We start from the raw sequence: 13,423 nt of genomic DNA, 5'->3' as shown, positions 1-13,423 counted from the left end.
CCTAGTAAAATCAACAAAAAGAGCTGTCTATTTCGCTAATTCCTCCTAGGTATCAATACCTAGGTTTCCTTAGCTGACAGCTTGTAAATGAATACGATGAAGGAGGCGACTGGAATGGTTGAGGCAAATGTTATAGAAGTGATCGTGGACGTCCCCACCATGCAGACGGACCATCCCTTCGAATATAAAATCCCAGAAGAAATGGTGAATATTATTCAACCAGGTATGCGGGTACAAGTCCCATTTGGCAGTCGAAACCTCTTAGGTTATGTCATTTCACCAGCTAAAGCTACCGCCGATTTTGAAGGTGAATTGAAGCCGATTACTGCACTTTTAGATGACGAGCCAGTATTAAACGCGGAAATGTTGCAATTGGGTAAGGATATGGCCAAGCAGAACTTTTGTTTCTTAGTTGAAGCCTATCACACCATGCTGCCTAACTTGCTCAAGGTAAATTATGAAAAGTTCTTCCTGCCAGCCCCTGAAATTTCCTATCTGGACCATCAGCAATACTTTGATGACCTCAGTGAAATCGCCTGGTCTGAAGCCGAAAAAAGGGGGATTCTCACCGAGTTGATAGCCCTTAAAAACAAAGGTCACCTGTCCATAGACTATCGGGTAGAAGACCGTAAACGCTATAAAACGGAAAAATGGGTACAACCACTGATGGACTTTGACCAACTAGAGGAAGAAGTCACCAGCATTCGAAAAACAGCTAAGAAGCAACTTGCCTTGGTGGAAGTGTTAATGGAGCTGGACGGTAAGAAAGTACCTGCTAAATACCTAAGAGATGAATTTGACTTGCACACAGCTACCTTAAAAGCGGGAAGTGAAAAGGGTTGGTTAAAACTTTACGACCAACAAGTTAACCGTGATCCCTATGCAGATATTGCGATTGAAAAATCAGAAAAGTTACCCTTACAAGCCCAACAAGAAGCTGCCTTTAATGCTGTAAAAGAAGCCATGGATAACCAAGAAGACCGGGTATTCTTACTACAAGGGGTAACAGGGTCGGGGAAGACTGAGGTCTACCTGCAACTGATTCAAGAAGCCTTAGATAAAGATAAAGAGGCTATTTTACTGGTACCAGAAATTTCCTTAACCCCGCAAATGGTCAACCGGTTGAAAAGTCGCTTTGGGAACCAAGTGGCGGTTTTACACAGTCAATTATCAACAGGGGAACACTTTGATGAGTGGCGCAAATTAAAAAATGGCCAAGCCAAAATTGCCGTTGGGGCACGGTCCTCCATTTTCGCACCATTAGACAATATCGGTTTGATTATTTTAGATGAAGAACATGAATCTACCTACAAACAGTCAGATAATCCTCGTTATCATGCAAGGGAAGTGGCTAAATGGCGGGCAGCTTACCACCATTCGCCAGTTATCCTAGGATCAGCAACCCCTAGTCTAGAATCTAGAGCACGAGCCCAAAATGGGGTTTATCAACTACTTGAAATGCCCGAACGGTCAAATCAAAAACCATTACCGCCTGTTGAAATAATTGATATGCGGGAAGAATTTAAACATAAAAATTATTATCAATTCTCACGGCAATTACATGACCGAATGCAGGCTACAATGGACCGAGGCGAACAGGTTGCTTTGATGTTAAACCGTCGTGGTTTCGCCAATTTCATGCAATGCCGAGACTGCGGTTATACCTTTCAATGTCCAAATTGTGATGTATCACTGACTTACCATTATCATGACAAACAGTTGCAGTGTCACTATTGTGGCTATAACGAAGCACGGCCGCAACGTTGTCCAGATTGTGGTCAAACCCACTTACGTGAATTTGGTACGGGGACGGAAAAGGTGGAACAAGAAATTAATGAGCTGTTCCCCAATAAAACCGTGGCTCGGATGGATATGGATACCACCCGTCGTAAAGGGAGTCATGAACGGATATTAAAGCAAATTGCTGATAAAAAAGCAGATATTTTACTAGGTACCCAGATGATTGCCAAGGGGCTGGATTTTCCCAATATCACTTTAGTAGGGATTATCAATGCAGATACCACACTCTATCTGCCAGATTTTAGGGCAGCTGAACGGACTTTCCAGCTCTTGACCCAGATGTCAGGACGGGCAGGCCGCGGGGACCTGGACGGGCAAGTCTTGATTCAAACTTATAATCCTGACCATTATGCCTTAACCTTGGCTAAAAATCATGATTATGACCGTTTCTATCAAACCGAAATGCAATACCGGAAACTTAATCAGTATTCACCGTATTATTTTACCGTTCGGTTTACCATTTCTAATTTTGACGATCATACAACGCAAGCAACGGCTGCTAAGGTGGCTGCAATTTTACAGCGGGCCGATATTCAAGCAACTAAGGTGATTGGTCCCGCTCAGTCGACCATTTCAAGAATTAATAATCAATACTATTACCAACTCTTATACCAGCACCGAGGCAACCAGGCCATCCAAGCTGTATTACAAGAAATTCAAGAAAAGGCCCAAGATTGGTCAAAAGACAAAATTTACGTATCCATTGACGTCGACCCTCAATCCTTCATGTAAAAAGGCTAGTAATTTCAAGCTAAATCTGACACTGATCGGCGTAAATCTCAGATTGAAATAATGGTATAATAGGAAGAAAGCACAGGATTTATTTAAAGGAGACACATTTGAAAAGAATTGTATTTATGGGGACACCCGCATTTTCAGTGAATATATTAGACGCATTAGTTGCGCAAGATGACCAGTATGAAGTGGTTGCAGTTGTGACGCAGCCCGACCGTCCAGTAGGGCGCAAACGGAAATTAACACCATCACCAGTGAAAGAAGCGGCTTTAAAACACGAAATTCCAGTTTACCAACCGGAAAAAATCGGCCGGGACCAAGAAATCAAAGACTTATTAGCTGAGGACATCGATTTAATCGTCACAGCAGCCTTTGGTCAATTCTTACCGACGAGCATATTAGAGGCGCCAAGATACGGCGCGGTAAATGTACATGCATCATTATTACCTAAATACCGCGGGGGCGCACCAGTTCACTATGCCATTTGGAATGGTGACAAGGAAACAGGCGTGACGATCATGCGCATGGTGAAAAAAATGGACGCAGGGGACATTTTAACCCAAGTGGTCGTCCCAATTGAAAGTGACGATACCGTTGCGACTATGTTCGATAAATTATCGGTTGCAGGGACGGACCTATTGATAGAAACATTACCGAAATTATTTGCCGGTGAAATTGAACCGCAAGCCCAAGTTGAGGAAGAAGCGACATTTTCCCCGAATATTACGAGTCAACAAGAACAAATTGATTGGCGTAAAGAAGCACAGCAAATTGACAACCAAGTCCGGGCCTTTAATTCTTGGCCAGTAGCCCATACAAAAGTGGACGGGCAACGGTGGAAAATTTGGCAGGTAGCCCCAGTCGCTGAAGAAACGTCTGACGAAAAGCCAGGCACAATTATCAAGATTCAAAAGAAACCGGCTCAATTATGGGTAGCAACAGGGAATAAAACCGTTCTAGCTATTGAACAATTACAACCAGCAGGTAAGAAAAAAATGGACGTTGCAGCCTTCATTAACGGTGGGGCCGGCAACTTAGCGGTCGGCGATAGCTTTGACCAAGTGGAGGACGATGTAGATGGAGAATAATCAAGTAGAACCAGGGTCAAATGCCCGTAACGGCGGCCATAGTGGGGGCTATCAAACACCCCTAAAATTATCCGCTCGTTTCCAAGCGATGGAGTCAGTTAATCAAATCATCCGCCACAACCAATTCATCAACCAAGAAGTAAATCGGGTGTTAACTGAAGAAGCTGTGGCCGAAGCAGACCGTAACCTCTATACTAACCTGGTTTATGGGTCTGTGCAAAACTACTATACATTGGACGCTTTTGTCCGTGATTTTGTAGCCAAACCCAATAAAGTGAAATCATGGGTTTGGTCTTTACTGATTGTTTCGGCTTACCAAATGTATTATTTAGACAATATTCCAAATTATGCGGTAGTTGACGAAGCGGTTAGAATTGTCCGCAAACGAGGCAATCAGACCTTGGCTAAATTCGCTAACGGGGTCTTACGGAATTTCACCAGACGTTATGAAACAATAGCCGATTTTATCCAAACCAAAGAAGATCCAAGAGAGAAATTAACCCTAGAGGCCTCATTACCCCCTGTATGGGTAGATTATTTTGTGGACCGTTTTGGTTTAGATGAAGCCGAAAAATTGGCTAATTCACTCAATCAAACGCCTTTTATTACGGTACGGGCCAACAATAAATTTAATAACCTAAACACAGAAAAAATGACCGAATATCAAGAGATATTAGAAGCAGAAGGTTTTACAGTAGCGCCTAGTCCTTTGTCACCATTTGCCTTACGGGTAACTAAGGGGAATCCAGCCCATTCATCCTTATTCATCAACGGAGAAATTACCATTCAAGATGAATCAGCACTTCTAGCCGTAGAAGCTTTAAACCCGAAACCAGGGGAAACGGTTCTTGACGCTTGTGCCGCACCAGGTGGAAAAACTGTGCAAATCGCTGAAGCAGTTGGCCGAACTGGGCATGTCATTGCCTGTGATATAGCAGAAAATAAATTGCCTTTAATTCAAGAAAATGTAGACCGGATGCAGGTAGCTGACCACGTGGAAATTCTCCATCAAGATGCAACTGCCTTGTTAGACCGTTTTGGGGAAAATGGCAGTGAACCGACAAGCTTTGATAAGATTTTAGTCGACGCACCATGTTCAGGTGTGGGCCTATTCCGCCGTAAACCAGATACTAAATACCACAAAACCTTGCAAGATTTGGATGCCTTACATGACATTCAAGTAACAATTATGAACCAAGCATTACCATTATTGAAAAAGGGTGGCGTGATTACCTACTCTACATGTACAATTACAAGAGAAGAAAATGAAGATGTGGTCAAAGCCATTTTAGACCAACATCCAGACCTAACATTGAAGTCATTTAAACATTGGCGAGACAATCTTGATCAGTCAATAGGTGCAGATGGAACAATTGAAATCCTACCGCATACCTATATGTCTGACGGTTTCTTTATCGCCAGCTTTGAAAAAAACTAGCGAAGGAAAGTGAACATACATGGAAATCGCAAGCAAAACTGATGTCGGTGTCCAAAGAAAACAAAACCAAGACCAAGTAGGCGTTTTTTACAACCAAGACCAAACAGCAATCTTATTGCTTTGTGATGGGATGGGTGGCCATAATGCAGGAGATGTTGCTTCAGAAATGGCTATTTATCATGTAGGAAATGCTTGGGAAAGCACTGAAAATATGACAGATCCCAATATCATTTCTGATTGGTTAACTGACCAAATTAAGACGGCCAATGCCCATGTGTTTGAAAAAGCCAACCAATACCATGATTTATCCGGTATGGGTACAACAATCGTCGCCGCTGTACCATTAGAAGATTTGGCACAAGTGGTTTTAGCCCATGTAGGGGATTCGCGTATCTATATTCATCAAGTGGATGAACTAAAGCAAATTACCAAAGACCATTCTTTTGTCCAAGAATTATTAGATATGGATATGATCACTAAAGAAGAAGCGCAGGTTCACCCACAAAAGAATATCGTGACTCGGGCAGTGGGTATTGCTGCTGACGTTGATGTAGATATTAATGTTGTAGACTTTTTAGTAGATGACACCTTGCTTTTATGTTCAGACGGATTAACTGATATGGTTGAGGAAACAGAAGCCTTGGCTATTTTGACGGATGAAAGTCTATCAATTGAAGAAAAAGCTGACCAATTAATTGCTGTTGCTAACGACCATGGAGGCCGAGACAATGTTTCGGTGGTTGTCGCACATAGAACACCAGCAAATTTAAAAAAGGAAGAACCATTCGAACATGAAATTGAAAATGAAAGGGGTGAATTCTAATGAAATCTGGTCAAATCATTGATGAACGCTATAAAATTGTGAACCATATCGGTTCAGGTGGTATGGCGGATGTATACCTTGCTTATGATCCTATCTTAGAGCGTGATGTTGCCATCAAATTCTTGCGTGTAGGGAAAACAGATGCCATGGATGCCACCAAACGATTTGAGCGTGAAGCCCTATCTGTATCAGAATTGAACCATCCAAACGTAGTCAATTTATTTGACGTGGGTGAAGATGAGGAAGGCAAGTTTATCGTGATGGAATATGTGGACGGTATGGACTTAAAAGCCTATATCCGTGAAAACCATCCAATTCCAGTAGATATTATCCAAAACTTGATGATTCAAATCCTATCAGGGGTGCAAGCAGCTCATGAGATTGGTATTGTCCACCGTGACTTGAAACCACAAAATATTATGGTCAACCACGACGGGACGATTAAAATCATGGACTTTGGGATTGCTATGGTGACTTCTGAAACAAGCATCACCCAAACCAATTCGATTATTGGTTCAGTCCATTATCTATCACCAGAACAAGCGCGTGGATCTATGGCCACAAGTCTTTCAGATATCTATTCATTAGGTGTAGTCCTATTTGAAATGCTGACAGGTCGGGTACCATTTGACGGTGAATCAGCAGTCTCAATTGCCTTAAAACATTTCCAAGAACCCCTACCACCAATCGAAGCTTACCGGGAAGATGCCCCACAAAGTTTAATTAATGTGGTGGCCAAAGCAACAGCTAAAGAACCATCTGCTCGTTATCAAACTACACAAGAAATGATCGATGACTTAGAAACAGTCTTTTCTGATAACCGGAAAAATGAGCCCGTATTTATCCCAGCTAACATGGCCAATGAAACGATTGTCATGGCTAAGGAAGATATCGAAAATCAAATGCGTCTAGGAGAGTCCGATGAAGTAAAATTAATGGCAGCTGGCGAAAAAGCAGTTGATGACGATACAGAACCGGATGCAACCGACGGAAATGCTGAAGATACTGTTTTAGATGATTCTGATGAACATGATATTGCAGATAAGGCTGTTTTGGCTGCAGGCGCTGGTTTAGCTGGAGCCGCCTTGGCAGGTACGGGAACGGCTGCAGGTGGTGAAAGCGCAGGCGCTGCGGATGTTGCTAGTGTTAATGGCTTACAAGCAGACCCATCCCCAAGTCCTAGTGGTAATGGTACCGATAAGAATGGTGGTAGCAAGCCAACAAGTAAACCTAATAAAAATTCTGTGAATCCGAGTAATAAACAGCCGAAAAGTCGTAGACCACTTGCCATTATTACAGGAATAATCGTTGGACTCCTATTGATTGCTTTCCTAGGTTATAACTACATGGCAGGCCGCAATATTACTGTACCTGATTTAGCAGGTATGACAGAGCAAGAGGCATCCTTAACTTTAGAAAGTTTAAATTTAGTTCTAGGAGATGTAACAGCAGTATACGATGAAGAAGTTGAAGCCGGTCGTGTGATCAATTCAAGTCCATCAGCAAACACAGAAGTGAAACGTGATACGGAAGTCGATGTCAATATTTCGCAAGGTCCTGAGCCGTATGAATTAAAGGATTACACTGGTCAACCATTTACGAAAATTGAAGAAGAATTAACGGCATTAGGCTTTACCGTCACCCAAGAAGAAGACTACTCTGATTCAGTTGAAGCAGGCGACATCTTGAGCCAATCTATCGAACAAGGTAAAGCAGTAATACCTGGTGAGACAACTATTAACTTTGTTGTTTCTGCAGGTGTTGAAACCTTTACGATGGCCGATTTATCTGGTTGGAATAGAGCGTCAATCCAACAATATGCTGATTCAAATGGTTTAGTTGCTTCATTTGATTCACAATATTCAGGTTGGGTACCGGATGGCGTTATGATTTCTCAATCGATTACACCAGGTACAGAATTTGTAGCAGGAGATGAATTATATATTGTGATGTCTGATGGACCGGAACCAGTATCTAGTTCATCAAGTTCAAGCTCTTCATCTTCATCTTCATCTTCATCTTCATCCGCATCTTCATCCTCAAGCTCATCATCCAATGACGATGATGACGACGAAGACGATGATAGCTCATCATCAAGTTCATCATCTAATAGTAGTTCAAGCTCAACTTCTTCAGCGTCAAGCTCATCATCGAGTGCTAGTTCATCATCTAGCCAACGTGAGAGTTCAAATGTAGAAGATTAGCTAAATTAATAAATCAAGAGAAAGGTGTAGACAGTTTGTTTACGCCTTTTTTATTCATTTTAAAGACCTTTCAAATGAATAAAAATTGTCGGAGTGTTTTTTATTAGCTTTTTGGGTTAAAATAGGGCATAAGTATGCAGACACAAATTTTTATATCTATTGGGGATATATACAATTGAACCGATAAGGAGGTATTATTCAACAGCATGAAGAAAAAAACAACACACATCCAATCAAATGCACCAACTTACACCGGCCAAATTATTAAAGCCCTATCTGGTTTTTATTATGTAGAAGAAAAAGAAAGCCGAGTGATTTATACCACACGGGCACGTGGCCAATTTAGAAATACGCAAACAACACCATTGGTGGGCGATTTTGTGGAATTTCAAGCCAACAATACCAAAGAAGGCTATGTAATGAAAATCTTACCACGCTATAGCCAAATGATTCGACCGGCAGTAGCTAATGTGGACGTAGCCTTGTTGGTAGCATCTGTTACGGAACCCCAGATTCAACCAAAATTATTAGACCGTTTTTTAGTTTATTTAGAGTCAGAGAACATTGAACCGATTTTATATTTTTCCAAAATGGACTTAGCCGACCAAGCTAGTCAAGCGGATAAAAACCGGATCGACCAATTCATCAAGGTCTATAAGGAAGTCGGCTACCAGGTCATTTTATCAACAGACCTAGATGAGAACTTCAATCAATTAAAAGACATTGTTGCCAATCGGACCATGGTGGTTGTTGGTCAATCGGGTGTTGGAAAATCGACTTTATTAAATCGACTATTACCTGATTTAGACATTGAAACAGGAGAAATTTCAACATCACTCGGACGCGGTCGCCATACTACCCGCCATACCGAATTACATGATATATTTGAAGGGAAAGTAGCAGATACACCAGGTTTCTCTAGTATCGATATCGACCAGTTGGATAAGGTTTTACTGTCAAATTATTTCCCTGAAATGCGGGCCATTCAAGACCAATGTAAGTTCCGTGGTTGTACCCATATTCAAGAACCTAAATGTGCAGTGAAAGCCGCCTTAGAAGCTGGTGAGATCGCACAAAGTCGCTATGACTCTTACCTACAAATCTTCCAAGAAATTGACGATGCAAAACCCAAATATTAGAAAGTAGGAATGTACATGTATATTGCACCATCTATTTTATCTGCAAATTTTGGTAAATTTATTGACGAAGTAAATCGAATCGAAAAAGCTGGCGCTGACTGGGTCCACATTGATGTCATGGATGGCCATTTCGTGCCCAATTTAACCTTTGGTGCTGGCGTTGTTGAAGCCTTGCGCCCAAACACCAAGATGACCCTAGATTGCCATTTAATGGTCTCTAACCCAGAAGCACATGTTGAAACATTTGCTAACGCGGGGGCAGACTACTTTACGGTTCATTACGAGGCGACTAGCCACCTACATGGCTTAATCCAAACCATTCACAAACATGGTATGAAGGCTGGTGTGGCCATTAATCCAGCAACGCCCGTATCAGCCATTGCCCCGATTCTAAAAGACGTCGATATGATTTTAGTCATGACCGTAAACCCGGGATTTGGCGGTCAATCATTTATCGAATCAACTGTTGATAAGATGGCTGAATTAAGTACTTTCAGAGCGGAAAATGACGCCAATTTCCTAATCGAAGTAGACGGTGGAATCAACGCTGAAACGGCTAAAATCTGTGCAGAAAAAGGGGTAGACGCCTTTGTAGCCGGTTCATACATCTTCAATAAAGACGACGTGAAGCAACCAATTGATGCATTAAAAATGGCCATTAAGTAAACTTTAGTACTTGAAAAAAGTTTTTTTACTGGCAGTCACTAGAAGGAAGTGGATACATGCAAGTTTATCTCATCGGATCAGGACCCTTTGACCCCGAATTCTTTAAAGGCTATGTCGAGCGGCAGAAAGTCGCCCACAACGATTCAGAAACAGCCTTTGTGGGTGTCGATTTAGGCGCCAAACAACTCTTAGACATGGATTTTCCAATTGATTTGGCTGTAGGAGACTTTGATTCAATCGAGGATAAGGTCTATCAACAAGTAGCCAAAAAGGCAGCATCAATCGAAAAGCTAGAACCCATGAAAGATGAAACCGACACAGAACACGCCTTGGGATCAGTCGCTGACTTATACCCGAACGCAAGATACCATCTATTTGGTATGCTAGGGGGTAGGGTAGACCATTTATTATCTAACTTATGGCTCATCTATCAAGAACGGTTTGCGTCGATGATTGATCGTGTTCACTTAGTAGAAGAAAACAATGCTGTTTCATTCTTAAGACCAGGGCAACATCAAGTTGACCGCCTAAAAGAGATGAAATACCTGTCATTTGTGGCTATGACCCCAATCACAGATTTAACCCTTAAAAATGTGGTCTACCCATTAGATAACTATCAAATGCCAACGCCACTAGCTTTAATTTCAAATGAGTTTCTACCAGGTCAAAATACCATGAAAATTGCCTTTAGTAATGGTCTTATCCTCGCTATTCAAGCCCGAGATTAAGTACAATCATCATTTTTATCATAAATAAGTTTGATTTATGACGTTAAGTATAGTAATATGTTATGGTATGAAAATTTGTAGAGGAGGATTATGACAATGGCTAAAGAATGTTATTACACAGGACGTAAAACGACTTCAGGTAACAACCGCTCACACGCATTGAATGCTACAAAACGTACATTTAAAGCAAACTTACAAAAAGTTCGTATCATCGACGAAAATGGTAACAAAAAGCGTGTATGGGTTTCTGCACGCGCAATCAAAGCTGGTTTAGTTACCCGCGCTTAATCCATTTATGATTAATACCAAATAAGGTCGTAGTTTTCCAGTGAGGGAAGACCACGGCTTTTTTTGTGTCTTTTATAAGGGTTTGCGACTTGTCAAATATTTAGGTATAATAGCCTAGTATGTGGTAAAATGAGTGTTATAAATGAAGTTATATTTGTTTAGAACGATAAAGTTTTAGATTAATCTAGCAAGACAACCCTTCAAAAGGAGGACATTTTTTATGGCATTAAAAATGCAAACAGACTTCGGTGAAATTGATATTACAAATGAATCTATCGCAACAGTCGTAGGTATGGCAACAACACAAAACTACGGTGTCGTTGGTATGGCAAGCAAGCATCAAATCCGTGATGGTATCCAAGAAATTCTTAAACAAGAAAACTATACCAAAGGGGTACTTGTTTCAGTAGATAACAACGATTTAGTAGTAGTGGATGTATATATTATCGTCAACTACGGTACGAAAATTTCTGAAATTTGTCGCAATGTACAAAGTTCTGTGAAATACGAATTAGGTCGTCAATTAGGTATTGCTGCAAACGTAGTGAATGTGTACGTACAAGGCGTCCGTGTGATTGAAGACTAGTTGCGGTAATCAAGGAGGATTTTTAGGTGAAAAGAACAGTATTAGACGTTGAAGCGTTCATATCTATGCTTGAAGTTGGGGGTAACCGACTTTCAGAGAATGTTGAATACGTGAATTCATTAAATGTTTTCCCGGTGCCAGATGGTGATACCGGAACAAATATGAATTTAACATACACATCAGGTATCGAACGAGTAATTAAACAACATTCCGATACCGTTGGTGAGGTTGGAGAAGATTTAGCTAAGGGACTATTGATGGGGGCACGCGGTAACTCAGGCGTTATCTTATCCCAATTATTCCGTGGTTTCGCTAAAGCAATCGAAGGTAAAACAACTATTGAAGCACAAGATTTAACGAATGCTTTCCAACGCGGTATTGATACAGCGGTAAAAGCTGTTATGAAACCTGTAGAAGGTACTATTTTAACAGTAGCACGTGATTCAGCAGCAGCAGGTATGCAAAAAGCTGAAGAGTCAGATGACATCATTGAAGTGATGACAGCTGTATTAGAAGAAGCACAAACGTCACTAGAAAACACACCTAACTTACTACCTGTGTTAAAAGAAGTAGGCGTTGTCGATTCAGGTGGTCAAGGGTTAGTATATATCTACCATGGCTTCTTAGAATCTTTAACAGGTGAATCAATTCCAGTTAAATCAGCTGATCCAAATAAAGCGAATGTCACAGAATTAGCGCACCAAGAAAACTTCTTCAATACATCTCATTCAGTAGCATCAGAAGATATTCATTATGGTTATTGTACTGAAATCATGGTCAAAATCGGTGAAGGTGAAACAGTTACTGATGAATTTGATTATGATACATTCCGTAACCACTTAGATGGTATCGGTGACTCATTATTGGTTGTATCTGACGATGAGATTGTAAAAGTTCATGTACATACTGAAACACCAGGTGAAGTCATGAATTATGGCCAAAAATTTGGTTCATTAGTGAAAATTAAAGTAGATAACATGCGTCTACAACATGACGATATCTTAGATGGCAAAGGAGCAAACCAAGCTGAATCAGCACCAGCAGTTGAGCGTACGAATTTAGCGATTATTGCTGTTGCAGCCGGTGAAGGAATTGAAAGTCTATTTAAAGATTTGGGCGTTAAATCAATCATCTCTGGCGGTCAAACGATGAACCCATCAACAAATGACATCTTAGATGCTATCAACAAAGCGAATGCAGATAACGTGATTATCTTACCAAACAATAAGAATATCATTATGGCAGCTAACCAAGCTGTTGAAGTTTCAGAAATTCCAGCTGCCGTAGTTGAAACTAAATATATCTCTCAAGGATTAACAGCCATGCTTGGATATAACCCTGATGGTACATTAGAAGACAATAAAGCAGCAATGGTTGCTGAAATGGCCAACGTAACTAGTGGTCAAGTCACAGTGGCTGTTCGAGATACAACAGTTGACGGCTTAGAAATCCATAAAGATCACTTTATGGGCATCATAGACGGTAAAATTGTTTCTGAAGATGCTGACTTAGTCAAAGAAACCATCAATATGGTGAATGCAATGATTGATGAAGACAAGGAGTTAGTGACTTTAATCTTTGGTGAAGAAACCGACCAAGCAACAGCAGAATTAATCGCTGAAGCAGTCGAATCGGCTAACGAAGATATTGAAGTTGAAATTGTAGATGGTGGTCAACCAGTTTACCATTTCCTAGCATCAGTAGAATAATAAGCCTATATAAAGATACATACATGAAATGCTAGATGGACACACAACTTAGCTATTATTCAATTGGTTAAGAGGTGAAGACTGATAAAGAGTTCATTTTAGCTTTCCTAATACAAATAAAAGAGGTTCTTTTACAAATAGTGTTGGTAAATAATTTCAAATATCACGAATACGTTATTTAGTATTTATTAATATGTAAATAAGCTTCAAAGAGAAAAG

General features: G+C 40.8%; 11 protein-coding genes. All 11 read left to right on the top strand.

What is annotated here, in order from left to right; translation table 11 throughout:
- Nucleotides 1-114: 114 nt before the first annotated feature.
- The 11 genes from priA to ACUW85_RS09245 all read left to right on the top strand — a co-directional run bounded on the left by priA (nt 115) and on the right by ACUW85_RS09245 (nt 13,204).
- Nucleotides 115-2,532 (top strand): primosomal protein N', encoded by a 2,418-nt coding sequence (gene priA, locus ACUW85_RS09295; protein WP_259345419.1) that lies wholly within the window; start codon nt 115-117, stop codon nt 2,530-2,532.
- Between the two features lie 107 nt (nt 2,533-2,639).
- A complete protein-coding gene (gene fmt / locus ACUW85_RS09290) occupies nt 2,640-3,623 on the top strand; it encodes a methionyl-tRNA formyltransferase (protein ID WP_182023674.1) in 984 nt (327 codons plus the stop codon).
- Nucleotides 3,613-5,061: a 16S rRNA (cytosine(967)-C(5))-methyltransferase RsmB gene (gene rsmB, locus ACUW85_RS09285; protein ID WP_182023672.1), complete on the top strand. Its 1,449-nt coding sequence runs from the start codon at nt 3,613-3,615 to the stop codon at nt 5,059-5,061. The genes fmt and rsmB overlap by 11 nt, the downstream gene beginning before the upstream one ends.
- Before the next feature lie 19 nt (nt 5,062-5,080).
- Nucleotides 5,081-5,884, top strand: coding sequence for a Stp1/IreP family PP2C-type Ser/Thr phosphatase (locus tag ACUW85_RS09280; RefSeq protein ID WP_182023670.1), 804 nt, complete (start codon nt 5,081-5,083; stop codon nt 5,882-5,884).
- Nucleotides 5,884-8,088, top strand: a complete 2,205-nt coding sequence (locus ACUW85_RS09275) for a protein kinase domain-containing protein (RefSeq protein ID WP_182023668.1) — start codon at nt 5,884-5,886, stop codon at nt 8,086-8,088. Before ACUW85_RS09280 ends, ACUW85_RS09275 begins: the two co-directional genes overlap by 1 nt.
- A gap of 206 nt (nt 8,089-8,294) precedes the next feature.
- Nucleotides 8,295-9,227, top strand: a complete 933-nt coding sequence (rsgA, locus tag ACUW85_RS09270; protein ID WP_182023666.1) for a ribosome small subunit-dependent GTPase A — start codon at nt 8,295-8,297, stop codon at nt 9,225-9,227.
- A gap of 15 nt (nt 9,228-9,242) precedes the next feature.
- Nucleotides 9,243-9,893: a ribulose-phosphate 3-epimerase gene (rpe, locus tag ACUW85_RS09265; RefSeq protein WP_069286636.1), complete on the top strand. Its 651-nt coding sequence runs from the start codon at nt 9,243-9,245 to the stop codon at nt 9,891-9,893.
- Between the two features lie 56 nt (nt 9,894-9,949).
- Entirely contained in the window at nt 9,950-10,621 is a 672-nt protein-coding gene (locus ACUW85_RS09260) for a thiamine diphosphokinase (protein ID WP_182023664.1), read from the top strand.
- A gap of 96 nt (nt 10,622-10,717) precedes the next feature.
- Entirely contained in the window at nt 10,718-10,909 is a 192-nt protein-coding gene (rpmB, locus tag ACUW85_RS09255) for a 50S ribosomal protein L28 (RefSeq protein WP_039935929.1), read from the top strand.
- Between the two features lie 220 nt (nt 10,910-11,129).
- Nucleotides 11,130-11,495: an Asp23/Gls24 family envelope stress response protein gene (locus ACUW85_RS09250; RefSeq protein ID WP_003143306.1), complete on the top strand. Its 366-nt coding sequence runs from the start codon at nt 11,130-11,132 to the stop codon at nt 11,493-11,495.
- 26 nt (nt 11,496-11,521) lie between these two features.
- The gene (locus ACUW85_RS09245) at nt 11,522-13,204 is read left to right on the top strand and encodes a DAK2 domain-containing protein (RefSeq protein ID WP_396027407.1); all 1,683 of its coding nucleotides are present in this window, start codon (nt 11,522-11,524) and stop codon (nt 13,202-13,204) included.
- The last annotated feature ends 219 nt before the right edge of the window (nt 13,205-13,423 follow it).

Source organism: Aerococcus sp. 150760013-2 (assembly GCF_053627715.1).
Note: the sequence above shows the minus strand (reverse complement) of the source record. Positions and strands in the feature narration are given on the sequence as shown.